The organism is Sneathiella litorea (assembly GCF_009882915.1).
GTDB classification, from domain to species: Bacteria; Pseudomonadota; Alphaproteobacteria; order Sneathiellales; family Sneathiellaceae; genus Sneathiella; species Sneathiella litorea.
On the sequence record NZ_WTUW01000002.1, the window covers coordinates 1,308,445 to 1,326,879 of the forward strand.

An 18,435-nucleotide genomic window follows, 5' to 3' on the forward strand; every position below is an offset into this window, starting at 1 on the left:
TTTGTCTCAGTTATTTGTCGTTTTTCGGAGTATCTGACGATTTATAACCCTCAAACCTTATACTTTATAGCTTTTTACAAGAAGAAAATGCATGAGGACGTGGAATAACGCCCGACACCAGAATCCGCCCGTCGTATAATAGTCGTCAACGTGAATTGATAAGGAATTACAGATGACTAAAGCCAACGCAACCATCAAATATGCCGCCCTTCTTTGGCTAAAACGCTGCAAGCTCGATGGGCTAGAACGGGCCACTATTCGCTCTTACAAAGGGCACTTCATGCATCATATCGGACCAAAGATTGGCGGTCTTCTGCTCGAAGAATTCACTGCCGCTGACGTTCAGGATTTTATCGATGAAATGCTTGAAGAGAACTCTCGCGCAATGACCAAGAAGGTGCTCACAAGCTTGCGGTCTATTCTCTCAACGGCTCAGTCTCGTGGGATGATCGATAAGAATGTAGCCCGCGAGATCAAACTCCGGAGAGCCAGTCGAAACGATAAGGAGCGGATCATTCCAACCAAGGATGAAATCCGACTGCTAATCGACAAGGCCCCTCCCCGTGAAAAGCCGCTCGTCATTACCGCTATCCTCACCGGTATGCGCTCTAGCGAGCTTAGAGGGCTTTCTTGGGCGCATGTAGACTTCACCAAGGGCCTTATCCACATCAAGCAACGGGCGGATCGGTATAATGCCATAGGTGTTCCCAAGAGCCGCGCCGGTATTCGCACTATTCCGATGTCTCCTTTAGTTGCGAGTACGCTGAAGGATTGGAAAGCACGATGTCCGAAAGGGGAACTTAATCTTGTGTTTCCCAATGGCGCAGGCAATGTTGAGGGGCATGCAAATATCTATCATCGGATCTTCAAGCCCCTCATGATTGCCTGTGAGAATGTTGACAGTGACGGCAAACTGAAGTTCGGGTTTCATTCTCTTCGTCATGCTGCTGCGTCCTTATTCATAGAACAGGGTTGGACACCCAAGAAGATCCAGGTGCTGCTTGGTCATTCTTCTATCAATATGACATTTGACGTGTATGGGCATCTGTTCCACAATCCAGAGGAAGATATTGCGCAGATGGCGAAGATGGAGAGTGATCTCCTAGCTACATAGCTGGAAACGCACTTTTTATAGAGTAGCACCAACTTGATCTTTGCCCTAATTGCATTGATCGCAACTCTGTCAAACGCAACACTGACAAAGCTCAATGAATAACTAACTTTGGCTGCCACACTGATACAAGCGTGCAAGTGGGGGCCGCGTCATTAATTGAGAGTTCTTTTCATAGATTACAATCGGTTGTGGATAGGGTATCCTTCACGGTATTATGAGTAAAACCGTCACAATTATTCTAGGCCACCCTGCTAAAGCTTCATATTGCCGTGCCATTGCTGAGAGTTACAGAGACGGTGCCGCTTCTGCAGGCCACAAAGTACATTTTCTACCGCTGTCGGATATGAAATTCGATCCCATTCTTCACGAAGGCTACCATAAAGAACAAATACTCGAGCCTGACTTACAGCATGCGCAGGAGGCCATAATAGCATCGGATCATATTGTTATTATCTACCCTCTTTGGATCGGCATGATGCCAGCCTTGCTCAAGGGCTTTTTTGAACGAACGTTTCAACGCGGTTTTGCCTACAAAGAAGCAAAGAATCCATTTGAAGTTGGTTTGCTGAAAGGTAGATCAGCTCGTGTCATCATTACGATGGGCATGCCCGGATGGTTTTTTCGTTGGTTTTATTGTGCTCATTCGGCAATGGCACTAAAACGCAACCTATTACATTTTTGCGGAATAAAGCCCGTGCGCTTCACCTACTTGGGAATGGTGGAAGCAGCGAGTGAAAACGAACGAAGAAAGTGGTTAGAGAGTATTCGCAAACTTGGCAGAAAAGCATACTAGCGGTGCTCAAATCGCTGTACTTTATTCCAAAATGTTATTGACTTTATAGCTTTGGAAAAACTGCCTGAATCATCTTAATTTTAACACGTCCACGCGGACTGAAAATCTGCCTGTCGGTGGTTCGAATCCGCCCCTGGGCACCATTTCCCCCATCCCTTGTGTTCAGGTTGTTACCACTCCCAATTTCTGAACTCTTCGTCACTCTTTAGTTGCTACGAAATAACAAAGCTACTCATTTGCTCAAGTCCCTAGCTACGCTCCTAATCAATAATCAGGGACGTTCTGCCTTCATGGATGTTTCAAACGATTATTCTGCAAGCCAGCTTCTTATATCCGCCTCAGCTGGAACAGAACCGCTATGAACCAGGGCTTCGTCGATAACTACAGCAGGAGTTCGCATCACTCCATAATTCATAATGGTTTCCGCGTCGGTTTCCTTATTAACTTCGACGGCGATGCCCATCCCGTCCGCCGCTTTTTTTATTTTCTCTGCTGTCTGAATACATTTCGAACAGCCACTTCCAAGTACCTTAATCGTTTTCATAGTTTCGCCCTTATTTTATCAGATAAGTTAAATTCAGTATCCAGCCGACAAGCGTGAAGGAAACCAACAACATTAGAAAAAGCGTCGCCAGCAATTTCCACTGCATGACCTGTTTCAGCAGTATAAATTCCGGAAAACTCGCGGCGACCGTACTCATACAAAAAGCAAGGGTAGTCCCCACCGGCAAACCATTAACAAGTAGACTTTCCATAACGGGTATTACGCCAGTTGCATTTGAATACAGCGGGATACCCAATAGCACCGCAGCAGGAACAGACCACCATTGGCCGTCTCCAAGATGTTCTTCCAGCCACCCTTGCGGAACGAAACCATGCATAGCCGCCCCCAATCCAACGCCCAGAAAGACCCATTTCCAGACGCGTCCGATAATTTCCATGGTCTCACCCTTGGCGAATTGGTGACGCTCCCTCATCGACAATACAGCAGCAGTCTGTTGGCCAAAAGCAAGTGCCTCTTTCCCCTTAGCTTTCTGATAGGCCTTTGCCGCAAATGGTTGAAGCCAGCGTTCTGCCCGGATCTGGTCGAGAAAAAAGCCACCAAAAATGCCAACAGTTACTCCCGCGATCACATATAGCAGTGTGAATTCCCAACCAAGCAGGCTAACCAACAGAAGGACAGCCACTTCATTGATCAAGGGTGAGGTAAGCAGAAACGCCATCGTAATACCCACAGGGATTCCGGCGGAGGTAAACCCGAGAAACACGGGTATGCTTGAGCAGGAGCAAAAGGGAGTGATAGCGCCAAACCCGGCTCCGAGGACATATCCCGTTGCCCGATGCTTTCCGGCGAGAAAATTCCGAATGCGCTCAACATCCAGTGACGCACGAACCAAGGCAATAAAATATATCATCACGAAGAGAAGAACAAAGATCTTCGTCGTATCTTCTATAAAAAAATGAAGCGCATCCCCAAGTTTTTCTTGGCGGACCAAGCCAAAAAGGTCATACACGACCCAATCCGCAAACAACGTAAAGATTTCAAACATGATGATATTTCCAATGCGCTGTTATCTAACAGTTGCGGGTATATTCACGGACGCCCGCTCGAACTCTTTATTTGTGACTTATAGGCCTCTACTAGCTGAAGACAAAGAGACACATTGACGCATAAGAAATCAGTTATAAGGTGCTTGAGTTTGGATGCAGCCAACCATTTTATGCCACACCTCACACACATAACTATTATCAGCGGATCCACCCAATAGCCGGACCTATTCAGTAACTCGCGAAATAGGGCACAATAGCGTTCCTACTATGCCGCACTGGTGGAGTGGCAATAACCTAGTGCTGGATCAAAGTAACCCCTTGGAGTGACTTACCAACAAAACTAACTTGTTGGCGGCTGAAATTCTTCTCGTCAACCAAGAAAGAGGGGATTTTTTTGCTAATTTTATTTAGGAGCCAGCAATCGATTTTCATTCGAAGACGCAGATACGTCCCCTGGATTCTTCACGGAAATAATATTCTATTCAATAAAACCCCAAACTACTTTAATTATTAAACAATTAGACTAGAAAGAGCTTGCACGCGGCAAGCAATGCCGCGATTATTAACTTCGTTGCGACCCACGCTTTCAATGCAGAGTATTGCGCATTTAACAGGAGGATAATCTTGGAAAAGAAGAAAATATATTGTGCGTTCGGTGTTGATATTGATTCGGTTGCAGGGTGGATCGGATCTTACGGCGGAGGAGATAGTCCGTCAGACATACAGCGCGGCATTTTTGCAGCTGAGGTCGGCGTACCCCGCCTATTGCGATTGTTCAAAAAGTATGAACTTCGCGCGTCTTTTTTTGTACCAGGCCATTCCCTAGAGACGTTTCCAGAGCAAATGAAGATGGTCGTTGACGAGGGGCATGAAATTGGAGCGCACGGCTATCTTCACGAAAATCCGATAGCAATGACCGCACAGCAGGAGGAGGACGTTCTCGCAAAGTCGATTGAGCTGATTGATAAGCTTACCGGCAAGAAACCGCGCGGCTATGTCGCACCTTGGTGGGAGATGTCAGCTGTAACGACGAATTTGCTAAAGAAATACGGATTCAGCTACGACCATAGTCAAGGATATCGCGACTTTCAGCCCTTCTATGCACGGACGGGCGATAAATGGAATGTCATCGACTATACTAAAAAGGCTAGTGATTGGATGCATCCTTTAAAGCATGGTAATGAGATCGATCTTGTCGATATATGCGCAAATTGGTATCTCGATGACCTTCCACCCATGATGTTCATGAAAACGTCACCCAACAGTCACGGCTTTGTCAATCCCCGGGATATCGAAGAATTATGGCGTGACCAGTTCGACTGGGTATATCGCGAAATGGATTATGCGGTCTTCGCTCTCACCATTCATCCGGATGTATCCGGGAGGCCGCAGGTTCTTCTAATGCTCGAACGCCTGATCGAATATATCAATGGGCACGAAAATGTAGAATGGACCACCTTTGAAGATATCGCTGACGACTTCCGCAATCGATATCCGTTCGAGAGCAATCGGCGACCGGAGGTAGTTTAACCCCATGTGCAGTGCCTGCGGTTTGCCGTCTCTGCCGGGCCATTGGACAGATGCCGGTGCCTCGGAGCCAGGAAGTCGATTGCGGCTACGTTTCACACGACTGACAATCATAAATCGGTTGCTGGCTCCGTACCAACTTATTGCACATGACGACGGATCGATGCCTGGTTTGCAGCTAATGGCTCCTGATGGCAAGCGCGTGATCGTTTCTGATCTCGAAACATTATGGGTGGAGGCGGCAAGGCTTGCGGGCGTATCCATAGACCCTCTCTCACCTTTCGTGCTCAGTGATGACTGAAGTCTATCGTAGGGATGGGCGCCTGCGACTAACGATAATCGGCGGATTTCTGGGTTCGGGCAAGAGCACGTGGTTACGGCATCAACTGCATGAGCGGAGTTTCGGTCCGGTTTGTCTTCTCGTCAACGAAGCAGCAGAAACATCCATAGACGATCTGCTACTGGGCGGAGCTGAGCAAGTCAAAGTTTTAGCCGGCGGCTGTGCATGCTGTGAGGGTCGCAATGCACTTGTCGCTGCCTTGCTTAGGATATGCGAGAAACAAGACTCCACCGACGGACAACGATTGAGTGGCGTTCTGCTCGAAACCAGTGGATTGGCTGACCCTACCGCCATAGCCAAAACATTGTTAACTGATCCAGTGCTCACGCGACGGTTTGTCGTGGATGAAGTGATTGTGCTAATGGATGCTATAAATGGCCCGCTCCAACTAGCCCAGGAATATCTGGGGCGGCGCCAGATTGAGGCTGCGGAGCGGATCATTGTAACCAAAATACACGGCACACCGACAGACCAGGTTGTTCGTCTAGTAAAAACACTGCGTATCCTAAATCCGGCGGCAGAAATTGAAGGTGCGGAGCTAGGCGTACCCTGGCAATTGCCATCGGACGCCGCTGTTCGACCATATGAGTTACCAGCTCTGCCGGCATTCAGCGAACCAATTCAATCTTACCGATTGGATGTTTCGCGAGAAGCAGGTTGGACTGGTCTCTCAGTTTGGCTTTCAGCCCTTCTAGCAGCGCGCGGCGACCAAATTGTGCGAGTCAAAGGGGTGGTCGAGAGTCCGGCCGGCCGTCTTCTATTGCAATCAGTCCATCGAGCCGTACAACCGCCGGAGATTTTACCTGCGGTTCCGGCCAATAGCGACGGAGCTAAATTGGAGAGCAATTTTATAGTTCTCCTCGGGCGCGGAATAGATGAAAAGACACTCAACCGCTCTTGGTCGAAGCTTGTCGAGGCTAAATGAAATGGGCACCCCTAAATAACCTCTCTTCAGGGTATATATCTTACTCTCAAGCGACAACTCGGGTAGCTATATAGGCTCGGCGCAATGGGTGTCCCAGTGTTTCGGTCAGTTGCGCTTAAGCATCACATGGTTCCGAAGGAGCGAAAAATAATCGGTCTTGACTGCAGATGTTATTGCGCGTGTCATTCAATATGACTACTGCGGATAGACATCTTGCGACGTTCAACCACCATTAGATACGCACCATACTGCCAACTCGAGGGCCGGGCATTTTCCTTTGGTCAACTAGTAGAAGTCTTCAACTTGAACCGCGGCACCACCATACCGTCAAAAGAGGTATCCCAGTCTAGACGTAGCGCAGAACCAATTGTCACGGTTTCCCCTTCGCATCCAATCAAATTTGAGAGAAGCCGGACGTTACCGCAGTCCGGAAAATCCACGACTATCACGTCGTATGGCAATAGTTTCTCCACGCTCTCATGCGCTGCATAGGATACTCGTGTGTGCGTGAAGATAAGTGCCGGCCCGCGCACCTCAGTCCACTCAATTTTGCCTTCACTGGGTGACGCGATAGGTAGTGATGGATGAAGCCAACGGCCGGAGTCACTACATCGGGGAAACAGAAGCTTTCGTTCTTTGCAACCTGCCCAGAAAGGAGCATCTGTACGATTTGGGCGTGGGCTGGGAAGGTGAGCGAGAGGTGACATTGGATCTATTCCTAATAATCAGGATGCTAGGATAAGTGCACTGGTCGGTGTAAGCCCACTAACTGAGGATACAAAAGCAAGCTCAGCGTCGGTGACCTGCGCCGTTGATGTGCCGCGAATTTGCCGCACTGCTTCGAGGACTAGGTTTGCGCCATGCATATACCCTTCTGAAAGATGTCCGCCCGACGTGTTGATAGGCAAAGCGCCTCCAAGCCCGATCCGCCCGCCTTCGACGAAGTGGCCGCCCTCTCCTCGGGCGCAGAAACCGTAATCTTCTAGAGCAACGATAACCATGCCAGTGAAAGCGTCGTATATCTGAGCAACGTCGATATTCTCGCGATTGACACCGGCGCGTGCGAAGAGTCGATCAGCAAGATCACCAATACCCCCAGTCTCATATATTTCGATTGGCATATTGTTCCATCCTATTGGTCCGCTACCAAACCCACCGCCGGCCCCCTGTTCCGCTGCTAGAACGCGTACAGGGCGGCTGGCTGAATCTCGTGCTCTTTCTTCTGTTGTGACAATTAGCGCGGCTGCGCCTTCACTTTCGACGCAGCAATCAAACAACCGGTATGGTTCCGCGATCATACGCGAAGCAAGGTAGTCCTCCATCGACAGCGGTTGCGAAAAAAACCGTGCTGATGGATTGCGGTTAGCGTGGTTGCGGAAGGTGACGGCCACATGTCCAAGTTGCTCAGAGGTCGTCCCATAAAGTTCCATATGCCGCCGCATGGTAAGCGCATAGAAAACAGGTGGTGCGAAGGCACCGTAAGGCGCTGTCCAATTATAAAAGGGACGCTGCGGATTGTAACGACCATAGCGTTGCTCGGACTGAACAACCGATCGGAAAACAGCAACGTTTGTGGCGCGCCCGGTTTCGACCGCAGAAGCCGCAAGCGCAACTGCACCACATGCGCCGCCTCCTCCAGAGGTGTATACGATCGATCCATGTCTCAGATTAGGAAGCCCCAGCACTTCCTGAAGGAGAACTGCACCATAGGTGTCTTCCCCTGGCAGATCAATGGCGTAAGTAACCAGACCATCAATGGCATCAACCTGTAGGCCAGCATCAGCGGCGGCGGCGCGAATGGCCTCTGCAGCAAGATCGAGTTCTGGTCGTCCATCATACCCACCTCGCTTTGCTATGGGTGTCTGGCCGATACCAATTATGTGCGCGTCATTCGACATCTAAATCAACTCCTAAGTTTGCGATTGCCTGTTTTCTAAACCTGCAATCACGCTTTCTGCATATCAGCGGCTTCACGATCCCATGCACGTTCATTACCGTGTTGTTTGAGTTTGTGTCGCTCAATTTCTTGCTTCGCTGCCGACTGCGGCAACCTCTCAACAAACTCAACAAAACGCGGCACTTTGAATCGCGCCATATGATCCTCCGCCCACTTGGTAAGCTCCCTGGGATCGATTGAAACTCCATTCTCCGGTCGAATGAATGCTTTGACTTCATCTTCACCCAACTCTGAGGGAACACCAACCACGACTACCTCCGCGATACCCGGATATCGTGCTAGAATGGACTCGACTTCATATGCAGAAATATTTTCCGAACGTCGGCGAAGCCAATGCGCTTCCCGCCCGACAAAGGTGAGCCAGCCGTCCTCATCGACGGAACCGAGATCACCCGTGTGCCACCACATATTTACAAGGCAGTCTAGCGTACGCTGCGGATTGTTATGATATCCGTTTAGCATAGAATACGGCACAGTAGGCCGCACGGTTATTAGCCCCACGGTACCAACAGGCACGGGCTCCTCATTCGCATCTACAATGCGCAAATCACACCATCCATTTGGATGACCATTGGTACCCTTTCTGTGAATTTCGCCCAGAGGTGTGTGCACAACAGCAGTGCCTCCGATCTCTGTCCCCCCATAGACGGGGACAATGAATATGCCGAACCGCTCAACGAAATCTTCTTCTACATGTTTTGGCAGCATTGCTGTCGCGCCCCAAGTTACCCTTACCCGATGGGCCCTATCCTGTGGACTTGGCGGTTGCTTCACAAGAAGGGTAAACATCGATCCCATCGGATCGATTATACTTGCATCACATGCTCGCACACGTGACCAATAGCGTGACAAACTGAACCAGCGGTCGAGTGTACTGCCATAACCATACAGAATTGGCGTTACGATCGCGTTAGTCTGCGCGGCAACATGAAAGCACTGCAAAACACTATAATGGTGATCACTAGAAGTAGCTTTGATTGCACTGCCCCACCGATAGGCGCTGACAATATAGTAGAATTGAGAAAGCGCCACTCCCTTCGGCATTCCTGACGTTCCCCCTGTATAGATGATACAGCAGGTATCTCCTGGCTGCACAACAACGCTTGGGGGCGCGCTGGCCGAAAAAAGTTCATTGAAATGGCCACAGTCAGCTACCGGTTCCACGCTGAAGACAGAACGACTAATGTTTTCTGGAACCGCCGCTTCCAACTTCTCCCAGCATTCCGAATCAACAATAAGTAATTCGGCCCCGACATCATTGAGCGTATACCGCAGATCATCTCCTTGAAGGCCGACGTTTAAGGGGGCTGCGATTGCGCCGATACGGCAACAAGCAAACCAAATCAGTACTTGTGCCTCGTGGTTGTGCATGAAGGTGGCAACAACGTCACCTTTGGCGACGCCTTGCTCCGTGAGGCCGGCTGCGAGTGAGGCAGAGCGCAAGGCGATATCCCGATAAGTCAACGATTTGTCTACAATTGTGAGCGCTAATTTATCACCCCAGCGCGCTGCCCGATCGTCAATCAAAGCCGGTATTGTCTCAAACTCGGCATTTTCCTCTCTAATTTTCATCTCACTTCTCCCAACAATTCACTAGTAATCACGCGGCTGTCAGATTTGATTTTGTGCAAAAAGGCACCCTCGATGATTTTATTTGTGTTGCTGCAACAAAGCTTCCAGGCAGTTGACAGCCAGCGACAACATGGTCTGAAGGTTGATGCGTCGCTTAAAATCACGGAGTATCTCATAAAACAACTGGCACCAGCTCTGCCTACCGGCAAGCTCATCCACCGCTCCGACAGGATGGAGCATGATGGGGCGGCAACCTCGGCAAGGAATGCACTGCGGAGCGTCTCTCGACAGGCCACTACGATCCGCAGCCATAGATCGGCTATCGCTTCAGCAATGACACCAAGCCGAATAAACTGCGGCTTCGCAAAGCCGCCCAACGACAATATTGGGTGTTCAGCCATTGCCGAACACCCTTTCAGGGAGGAAAGTGACGATCTCTGGCACAACAGTTATCAACGCCACTATTAAAATCATTACAAAAAGGAAGGGCAGTGTCGCCTTCGATATGAAGCCAATATTACGCCCTGTCAGACCTTGCAATACATAGAGGTTGAGACCGACAGGCGGCGTGATCTGGGCGATCTCGATAACGATGATAATGTAGACTCCGAACCAGACAAGATTGAAACCTGCTGCTTCGACCAACGGCAAAACGATTGATGTTGTCAGCACCACCATCGACACACCGTCAAGAATGCAACCCATCGCAATATAGAGTAAGGTAAGCACCAAGATGAGCATGTAGGGCCCGAACCCATAGGCGGTAATCGTCGCAGCCAAGGTTTTTGGTAGACCAGTCAACGTCATCGCCGAGGACAGAAAAGCAGCGGCGGCTAGTATGAACCCAATCATACATGTAGTACGTACAGCGCTTAGCGCGCTGCTTGTGAATGCTTCCCACGTCAGCGTACCTGAAAACGCCGAAAGCAGGAGCGAGCCAATTACCCCGATCACCGCAGCTTCAGACGCGGTTGCAAAGCCAGTATAAATTGATCCTATTACAAGAAGAATAAGTACTACTAGCGGAAAAAGATGACGAGTTTCCCTGATTTTCCAGAGAAGGTCGCCGGTTTTCTCTCTCGGCGGAACTGCGTTGGGGCTCACCACCGACCAGAGTGCAACCGCGGCCATCATCCCAAATATCAGTATGATGCCGGGAACGATGCCCGCCATGAATAGCCGCACTATTGAGACTTGTGCCGCAATTCCATAGACTATTAGCATGATCGAGGGGGGTATCAGGAGGCCGAGCGTACCCGCTCCGCAGAGACTACCGATAGTCAACGCATCGCCATAGCCACGCCGTCGCAGTTCCGGCACTGTGATCCTGCCGATGGTGGCAGCCGTCGCAGAGGACGAACCTGAAGCGGCTGCGAAAATGCCGCAGCCCACAATATTAACGTGCGCGAGGCGACCAGGGAGCGCCATCATCCAAGGGCTGAGTCCACGAAACATATTTTCGCTCAACCGAGTGTGGAACAGAATTTCCCCCATCCAAATAAAAAGCGGAAGTGCCGTCAACGACCAGTTTGCGGTCGACCCCCAGACCGTTACTGCCATGATTGAGCCGGTGGGCACCGGGGTGAAGAATCCCATTGCAAAAAGCGCCGATGCGTAAAGCGCCAGCGCAATCAAAAGCCCAGAACCAATTAAGCCAAAGAGAATTAGTGCGACACCACTTGCCAATAGAAGACCCATACTCAGCTACTCCCCTTTTGGCATGGCATGAACAGACGAATCTGTGCCGGTATCAGAAGGCACAGGCCGGAAAAGACGTTCGGCGATGGCAAGCCATAGACAACCGCTTCCAAGAGCCATTGAGCACTGCGGAATCCAGAGCGGTATTGCAAGCACGCCGGGACTTACATCGCCGATCGAGAACGAAACGATCACAAGGTTTGTGGAAAACCATACGAGATGGCCTATAAGAGCAAGCATCACCAACCCCGCAATCACTTCGAGCCTCCGCCGTAGGAGGAAAGGTAAGCGACGGGTAACAATATCTACGCTAATGTGCCCGTTTGACCTGTAAGTATAGGCGAGCCCCATGAACACGGAGCCCGCCATGCAGTATGAAGCTAGATCGTCGGCCGAAGGCACCATCATGCCAAGCGCCCGTGCAACAATTTGGGCCGCCACAAGAACTGCAATGCCTACGAGCAAAGCCGCCGAAACAACTCCCGAAATAGTGAAAACTGTTTCGAGCAGCTTGACCTGCATCATACTTCGCATCATTTTGTCTCGTAACGCTCGATGAGTTCCTTACCTGGAGCCCCTGCTTTCTTGATCCATTCCTGAGTCATCTGATCGCCAATTTTGCGCAGCTCACTCATGAATTCTGGCGTAGGTTTTGCAATTTTTACGCCATGAGATCGAAGCGTTTCAGTCGTCTCAGCCATAACCTTAGCGCTCATCTGCCAGCCGCGTGTTTCAGCTGTTGCGGCCGCTTTGAGGACTGCGGCTCGCACGTCTTCTGGCAGGCTGTCAAATTCCTTTGCATTGACGATGACACCGGCTTTGGGAAGCATCCCACCAACGGTCGTGAAGTAGTTGACGAAATCCCAAGCTTGGATTTCAACAGAGCTCGCAGCCGAAGTCATGAAGGTATCCACTCCACCGGTCTCAAACCCTTGCGGCACATCCCCGAATGGCATGTTGATAGGCACAGCACCCATTAATTCACCGAAACGCGCTAAGAGGGGACCAGCGGTCCGGAATTTGGAGCCTTTCATGTCCGCTACGCTGTTGAGAGGCACTTTCGAAAGAAATCCCTGCGCTGGCCACGGCACCGCATATAGGAGACGCAACCCTTGGGTCTCGAAAAACTCATCAATCAGCGGTTTCTGCAATTTGTATAGCTTCTTTGCCGCATCATAATCATTAGCAAGGAATGGGATCGCATCAACCTCAAGGATCGGGTTCTCATTACCATAGCCGTTAATCAGGATCTCCCCTAACTGAACATTGCCGGTTTGAACGGCACGCTTGATCTCGTTGGCCTTAAAGAGCGTGGCGTTGCTATGCAACGTGATTTCAAGATTCTTACCGGTCGCATTTTCGACGTCCTCTAGGAACTTAATGACGTTTTGGGTTTGGAAGTTGTCACCATAGTATGTGGCCATGTTCCATTTTTCTGCCTGCGCCGTTGAGACAACTGCTAGGACTATTCCTATTGTCATCGCTATTTTTGTTAAAAGATTCACGTCTACCTCCTCCTGATAAATAGTTGCCACTTACTCCAGTGTTCTAACCTGGGAAAGAATTTTGATATGGTCAGCCCCCCTGACGACGGGTACACACAAAACAAAACCAACCGCCATATTAGCCCAATGCTAGCCCTTGATATCACTCCTGTTCTTTAGCCATCGCATTGATAGATGTAGCTAAATCGGCTTAACAAACAAACGATTGCGCAACCGTTTGCATTTTTTTATAATAGCGTCTAGTTTATTGGAGTCAAGCGCCTATATCAGAAGTGGAGACCTATGTTATCTAGATTACAGAAGTTCGACGTGCTCTATGATCGACGCGCACTTAGTGGAAATTGCCCTCCGGAAAAGTGAGGGAAGATGTGGGAATTTAAATGTCAGAAGACAAAACAAGCGCTAGACCGACAATGCGTATGATCGCCGACTTAGCTGGTGTAAATATCTCTACTGTATCGCGCGTCCTTCGCCAACCCTCAACGGATTCAGATAGCGAGACAGCGAGGCGAATAAGGCATCTAGCCGATAAACTAGGCTATCGTCGCGACTTATGGGCAGCAAGCCTTCGTAGTCGTCGCACCAATGCTCTTGGCATTGTTGTAACCCGTCTGACAGACATAGTCATGGCCAGCGTTTACGAGGCTATCGAGCAGCATGCTCAAGCACGCGGCTACCTTGCCATAGCAGGCTCATCCCAAGATGATCCCAATCAACAGCGAAGCAGGATCGAACACTATATCGACCGAAAGCTGGATGGTCTTCTGATAGGCGATGCCCATCTCCATGCGCCATTTCTCGATGAGCTTGCAGAGCGGGAAGTGCGATTCGTCCTGTTCAACCGCTCTTCCGGCGAGCATCCGTCAGTAACATGGGATGACGAATTGGGCGGCGCGATAGTCGCGCAGCATTTCCTTGATCTCGGCCATGAACGTATGGCCATCATTAATGGCCTCAACTACTCTAGTTCTGGCGTTATGCGGGCGAAGGGCTTCTTGGCAGCACTTTCAAAAGAGGGAGTAAATCTTCCTTCTGAAATGGTCATAAACGCTGGCTTTGACGCTGCCGCCGGTCGCGAGGCCGCCAAAGAACTGCTGCGTTTGCGACCTCGACCAACAGCCATTTTCGCTGTGAACGACTATTCTGCCATCGGCGCAATGGGTGTAATCCGTGATGAGGGACTTGAAGTTGGAAAAGATATTGCTGTCGTTGGTTACAACGACATCAGTATCGCTGATGATCTTCTTGTCCCACTTTCCAGTGTACGAGTTCCTATTGACATAATGGGGCGGACTGCTGTCGAGATGATTATTTCTCAGATGAATGGAGAACCCGTTACATCCCGACGGCTTACGCCCTACTTGGTTGTCCGCGACTCGTCCCGTGGCCGTCCTGGTAAACCCACATGAGTCGCTTCATATCGGATGCTCAGTTGTCAACATTATCGGAAGAGCACTGAATGCTTTCAATAGGCAATATCAACGAGGTGTTTAATTGCAGAAAATTTGTGTGATTACTACAGGTGGTACCATTGCTTCAATGCACGAACCGAGCAGCGGACACGTCACGGCAAGTATTTCCGGATTTGATTTACATGCAAGTCTTCAAAACCTGCCTGATGGCATCGATGTTACCATCGACGAATTCTGCAAGATGGGTAGCTATGCAATGGACTTATCGCTCAGCTTCTCCCTGGCTCAACATATTTCTTCCCGACTAAAAGAAGGTTTCGATGGAGTAGTCATAACGCATGGCACGGATACTATGGAAGAGAGCGCCTTTATGGCTGATCTCGTTGTCAGATCTGACAAACCCATAGTTTTTACTGGCGCGCAACACACTGCCGATGATCCTAACGCAGATGGACCGCAAAATATACTGGATGCCATTCGAGTAGCCGCATCCGACTTAGTTCACGGCATGGGCAGTATGATTTGCTTTAACCATGAATTTCATGCAGCACGTGACGTGAGCAAAACCCATACCTCTCGTACCGACACTTTCTTGTCGGGTGAGCACGGTGCATTGGGTGATGTTGACGGCGACCGCGTCGTTGTTCATCGAACGCCCATACTTCAACGCAGCTATGATGTCGCTCATATTGAGACGGAAATCGAATTGATCAAACTTGCAATGGGATCGAATGAACGCTATTTGAAATTCGCATTCGAGAGCGGCGTAAGAGCGATAGTATTGGAGGGGTTTGGGCGCGGCAATGCCCCTCCGGTAGTTACTCAAACTGCAATTGAATTGATCCAAAAAGGCATTTACATAATCATGACCAGCCGTTGTCCGCGCGGTCGTGTCAAACCAGTTTACGGTAACGGCGGGGGCAAGACTCTCGCAGAAGGTGGAATTGTGTTCGCGGGCGACCTGAGTGGCCAAAAAGCACGTGTGCTTTTGTCGGTCTTGCTAGGGATGAACCTGAGTGATAAGCAGTTGCGCGATGAAATTTCATATTTAGGTGGCTGACAAAGTGCTTCACCGCGACACTGAACAAATCGAGCTTGAACACTTTGGATAATTTTAACCAATAAACAGCAATAGTCTTATAGAAAAATATGATCCTGGCAAAATTAGCCATGAGGTCTGGTGCGCAAGGATTTTACCGCCTCTGACGTTCAAGCATTTCATCGATGAAATTCTTGAAGAGAACTCTCGTGCAATGACGAAGAAGATACTCACAAGCTTGTGCTCCATTCTCTCGACCGCCCAGCCTCGTGGGATGATCGACTGCGAAATTGTTGACAGTGAGGGCCAACCAAAGTTCGGGTTTCACTCGCTACGTCATGCCGCTGCGTCCTTGTTCATTGAACAGGGTTGGACACCCAAGAAGATCCAGGTGCTGCTCGGTCATTCGTCAATCAACATGACCTTTGATGTTTATGGACATCTGTTTCATAACCCAGAAGAAGATGTTGCGCAGATGGCAAAGATGGAAAGTGATCTGTTAGCTGCCTGAATTTGTGGGCTTTGGAATGTATGTTTGACAATACCACAATACTATCCAATAAGTAGCATCAACATTCCTTTATAATAAATTTAGTGGTATCAAAATGAAAAGTGCTCTGGCTATAAATGTGGTTATAATTTGCGCGGTGGCGTTTCCAGTTCAAGCGGATACCGTATCTCGAACTATAGAGAATCTTTCTGCAGTATTAGCGTCAAAAAGCTTGTGTGGCTTCAATGTCAATATGCAGATAGTGAAAATTGCAGGAGACGCCGCCTTGGGCGATGTGAAGAAAATGGCGGAAGGCGGTCGATACTATGTCGATATGTTAGAGAACATGGATCGAATTTCGAGACTAACAAACACCGCTTCTGGAAAAGCATCTTTTTGCAATACGGTTCGAACCGAGTTGTCAGCTTTCATTGATTAACGGTTTAAAGAATGTCGCTGATTTCTCGCTTTTACTATGAAACTTTGATCAAATCCACGCGGACTGAAAATCCGCGTGTCGGTGGTTCGAATCCGCCCCTGGGCACCATTTCTTCAGATCTTCGGTATACTTCCAAGGCAGACAAGATACTCAGTCTGTCGACTGGCTAATTCAAAGCCGGGCTGTTCCTTTGAAAACAAAAGACCTGCTTGGACGTTTGATTGGCCCGCTGATGACACACGCCAGTACAGTGAGCTTTATTCTTCTGGTAGCCCGGCTTTGATGAGGCCTTCCATATAATGCCGGAATACATGCTCGTCTCGAAAGGGAATGCCCGCTCTACCGCTGGATACAGTATAGTTCGGCGATACCGCGAGAAAGTCTTTTAAGGCGGCACGGGCCTCGTCCAAACGGCCCAGTTGCGCCAGCGCATTCGGGCGCCCCCTGAGTGCCAGCGGATAATGCGGCGCAATCCGGATCGCCTGTTCCGCAAACTCCAGTGCTTCCTCATATTTTTCCGAAAGATAAAAGCTTGCCGAGAGTGTTCCCAACCACATCGGCATCAAACTGTCGAACGGGCTTAAACGAACGGCTTTATTAATCGCCGTAATTGCCTCAGCTTGCTGACCCATGAACATATTAACTGCCCCCAAAGCATGATAGGCCATGGCAAAACTCGGGTTTAGTTCAATGGCCCGCTGACAGCCGTTTATTGCCGCTGCATATTTGCGCTGATAAGCATACATGAAACCGGACAGCGCATTTCCCATGGGATGCATTGGATCACTGGTAATGGCAGACATGGCCTGTGCGGTGCCGTCTTGCAAAGCCTTCTGCGGATTGTCAGTCCATGAAAATAGCGCCAGGCACATGTTTGCAAAGGATGCGAGCGCCTGCGCCTGGGCAAAGTCAGGACTTTCTTCAATGACGGGCTGCAGCATTCCAAGCGTGGCCTCAATGTCCTTCTTGGTGAATTTGTTGAAGTGCCACAATGCCCGTTGTGTCTTGTCCCAAGCCCCCAGGTTGTCCACTGTCAGCCGATGTGCACGGTTCGCTTCCGCCTGACCGACAATCGGTTCAAGTGCCGCGACGATTTCCTCCGTGATTTGATCCTGCAGATCAAAGATATCGCCTATCTGCCCATCATAACGATTTGCCCAGAGATGGTGGCTGGTTTCCGCATCGATAAGCTGCCCGGTAATGCGGACCTTGGTTCCTCCCTTGCGGACGCTGCCTTCCAGCACGTACCGGGCGCCAAGCTTTTTTCCAACTTCTTGAATATCAGCCTTCTGCCCTTTAAAGCTAAAACTGGAATTTCGGGCGATTACCGGCATCCAGCGCCACATCGCCAGCCGGGTCAGGATATCTTCGGCGATCCCGTCGGCAAAATACTCCTGATCCGGATCGTTGGACATGTTATCAAAGGGCAAGACAGCAATTGCCGGGCGGCCATCGAACCCTGAAACCGGGCTTGATACGTCCGTGACAATCTTGATATCCGCTTTCCCCTTGGCGGGCCAATGCCAGACAGTGACTGGTCGCGCGATATTCTTTAGCGCATGTTGATCCCCACCACCAAAATTAAGAGCGGCCTTGCCATCCAGACTCTGGTGGGCGGTATCGGATATCAACACCTGTCCAGGTTCGGCCAGGGCTTCTAGGCGGGCGGCGACATTTATCCCGTCGCCATAGACATCATCGTCCTGAAACGTTACGTCGCCAATATGAACGCCGATGCGGAGATGAATGACCGCATGATCCAAAAGCCCTTCCTGAACCTCAATAGCGCAGGCGGTCGCATCGGAAATATTCGGAAATTCGACGATCCAGCCGTCGCCCATGCGCTTGATAATCTTACCACCACGCGCAACGACAACCGGTTCAAATAATTTCTGGCGCAGTTCCGCCAACGCGGCAAGCGTGCGGATCTCGTCCTCACCCATAAGACGAGAATAATCGACCACATCAGCGATCAATATGGCGGTAAGTCGACGCTGCAAAAATGAAATCTCCCGTTTCAGGCATAGTATCTGATTTGGGGAGGAATGATAGATGCAAAGAATGTCCATTAGT

19 protein-coding genes are annotated in these 18,435 nt (G+C 49.8%); 9 read left to right on the forward strand and 10 right to left on the reverse strand.

Features of this window, described 5'->3' with window-relative positions:
• Positions 1-172 precede the first annotated feature (172 nt).
• Together GQE98_RS12690 and GQE98_RS12695 are read left to right on the forward strand one after the other, a co-directional pair.
• Positions 173-1,114: a tyrosine-type recombinase/integrase gene (locus tag GQE98_RS12690; protein ID WP_161315990.1), complete on the forward strand. Its 942-nt coding sequence runs from the start codon at positions 173-175 to the stop codon at positions 1,112-1,114.
• Positions 1,115-1,328: 214 nt separating this feature from the next.
• Positions 1,329-1,907 (forward strand): NAD(P)H-dependent oxidoreductase, encoded by a 579-nt coding sequence (locus GQE98_RS12695; protein ID WP_161315991.1) that lies wholly within the window; start codon positions 1,329-1,331, stop codon positions 1,905-1,907.
• Positions 1,908-2,214: 307 nt separating this feature from the next.
• Here the strand turns inward: GQE98_RS12695 and GQE98_RS12700 are convergent, their stop codons facing one another.
• Together GQE98_RS12700 and GQE98_RS12705 are read right to left on the reverse strand one after the other, a co-directional pair.
• Positions 2,215-2,451, reverse strand: a complete 237-nt coding sequence (locus tag GQE98_RS12700) for a thioredoxin family protein (protein WP_161315992.1) — start codon at positions 2,449-2,451, stop codon at positions 2,215-2,217.
• A 10-nt stretch (positions 2,452-2,461) separates the two neighbouring features.
• Entirely contained in the window at positions 2,462-3,457 is a 996-nt protein-coding gene (locus GQE98_RS12705) for a permease (protein WP_161315993.1), read from the reverse strand.
• A 625-nt stretch (positions 3,458-4,082) separates the two neighbouring features.
• On the opposite strand from GQE98_RS12705, the gene GQE98_RS12710 reads away from it, so the two are divergent.
• The 3 genes from GQE98_RS12710 to GQE98_RS12720 are packed head-to-tail and all read left to right on the forward strand — an operon-like array spanning position 4,083 to position 6,250.
• Entirely contained in the window at positions 4,083-4,988 is a 906-nt protein-coding gene (locus GQE98_RS12710) for a polysaccharide deacetylase family protein (protein WP_161315994.1), read from the forward strand.
• A 4-nt stretch (positions 4,989-4,992) separates the two neighbouring features.
• Entirely contained in the window at positions 4,993-5,286 is a 294-nt protein-coding gene (locus GQE98_RS12715) for a hypothetical protein (protein WP_161315995.1), read from the forward strand.
• The gene (locus GQE98_RS12720; protein WP_161315996.1) at positions 5,279-6,250 is read left to right on the forward strand and encodes a CobW family GTP-binding protein; all 972 of its coding nucleotides are present in this window, start codon (positions 5,279-5,281) and stop codon (positions 6,248-6,250) included. The genes GQE98_RS12715 and GQE98_RS12720 overlap by 8 nt, the downstream gene beginning before the upstream one ends.
• Positions 6,251-6,531: 281 nt before the next feature.
• Here GQE98_RS12720 and GQE98_RS18575 read toward each other — a convergent pair whose 3' ends face one another.
• The 7 genes from GQE98_RS18575 to GQE98_RS12755 are packed head-to-tail and all read right to left on the reverse strand — an operon-like array spanning position 6,532 to position 12,982.
• Positions 6,532-6,957 carry a Zn-ribbon domain-containing OB-fold protein gene (locus tag GQE98_RS18575; protein ID WP_161315997.1) on the reverse strand — a complete coding sequence of 142 codons (426 nt, stop codon included), beginning with the start codon at positions 6,955-6,957 and terminating at the stop codon, positions 6,532-6,534.
• An 18-nt stretch (positions 6,958-6,975) separates the two neighbouring features.
• Positions 6,976-8,148 (reverse strand): thiolase C-terminal domain-containing protein, encoded by a 1,173-nt coding sequence (locus GQE98_RS12730; protein WP_161315998.1) that lies wholly within the window; start codon positions 8,146-8,148, stop codon positions 6,976-6,978.
• A 47-nt stretch (positions 8,149-8,195) separates the two neighbouring features.
• Positions 8,196-9,779, reverse strand: a complete 1,584-nt coding sequence (locus GQE98_RS12735) for an AMP-binding protein (RefSeq protein ID WP_161315999.1) — start codon at positions 9,777-9,779, stop codon at positions 8,196-8,198.
• Positions 9,776-10,180, reverse strand: a complete 405-nt coding sequence (locus tag GQE98_RS12740) for a hypothetical protein (protein ID WP_161316000.1) — start codon at positions 10,178-10,180, stop codon at positions 9,776-9,778. Before GQE98_RS12740 ends, GQE98_RS12735 begins: the two co-directional genes overlap by 4 nt.
• Positions 10,173-11,477 (reverse strand): TRAP transporter large permease, encoded by a 1,305-nt coding sequence (locus GQE98_RS12745; RefSeq protein ID WP_161316001.1) that lies wholly within the window; start codon positions 11,475-11,477, stop codon positions 10,173-10,175. The genes GQE98_RS12740 and GQE98_RS12745 overlap by 8 nt, the downstream gene beginning before the upstream one ends.
• Before the next feature lie 6 nt (positions 11,478-11,483).
• Positions 11,484-12,014, reverse strand: a complete 531-nt coding sequence (locus GQE98_RS12750; RefSeq protein ID WP_161316002.1) for a TRAP transporter small permease — start codon at positions 12,012-12,014, stop codon at positions 11,484-11,486.
• A complete protein-coding gene (locus GQE98_RS12755; RefSeq protein ID WP_161316003.1) occupies positions 12,011-12,982 on the reverse strand; it encodes a TRAP transporter substrate-binding protein DctP in 972 nt (323 codons plus the stop codon). The genes GQE98_RS12750 and GQE98_RS12755 overlap by 4 nt, the downstream gene beginning before the upstream one ends.
• Positions 12,983-13,362: 380 nt before the next feature.
• Between GQE98_RS12755 and GQE98_RS12760 the strand changes: the two genes are divergently transcribed.
• From GQE98_RS12760 to GQE98_RS12775, 4 genes are all read left to right on the forward strand, one after another.
• Positions 13,363-14,391: a LacI family DNA-binding transcriptional regulator gene (locus GQE98_RS12760; protein ID WP_161316004.1), complete on the forward strand. Its 1,029-nt coding sequence runs from the start codon at positions 13,363-13,365 to the stop codon at positions 14,389-14,391.
• An 85-nt stretch (positions 14,392-14,476) separates the two neighbouring features.
• Positions 14,477-15,454 (forward strand): asparaginase, encoded by a 978-nt coding sequence (locus tag GQE98_RS12765; RefSeq protein ID WP_161316005.1) that lies wholly within the window; start codon positions 14,477-14,479, stop codon positions 15,452-15,454.
• A 193-nt stretch (positions 15,455-15,647) separates the two neighbouring features.
• The gene (locus tag GQE98_RS12770; protein ID WP_161316006.1) at positions 15,648-15,944 is read left to right on the forward strand and encodes a tyrosine-type recombinase/integrase; all 297 of its coding nucleotides are present in this window, start codon (positions 15,648-15,650) and stop codon (positions 15,942-15,944) included.
• 94 nt (positions 15,945-16,038) lie between these two features.
• The gene (locus GQE98_RS12775) at positions 16,039-16,362 is read left to right on the forward strand and encodes a hypothetical protein (RefSeq protein WP_161316007.1); all 324 of its coding nucleotides are present in this window, start codon (positions 16,039-16,041) and stop codon (positions 16,360-16,362) included.
• Positions 16,363-16,619: 257 nt separating this feature from the next.
• On the opposite strand, the gene GQE98_RS12780 is transcribed toward GQE98_RS12775, so the two are convergent.
• Positions 16,620-18,362 carry an adenylate/guanylate cyclase domain-containing protein gene (locus tag GQE98_RS12780; protein WP_161316008.1) on the reverse strand — a complete coding sequence of 581 codons (1,743 nt, stop codon included), beginning with the start codon at positions 18,360-18,362 and terminating at the stop codon, positions 16,620-16,622.
• Positions 18,363-18,435 lie beyond the last annotated feature (73 nt).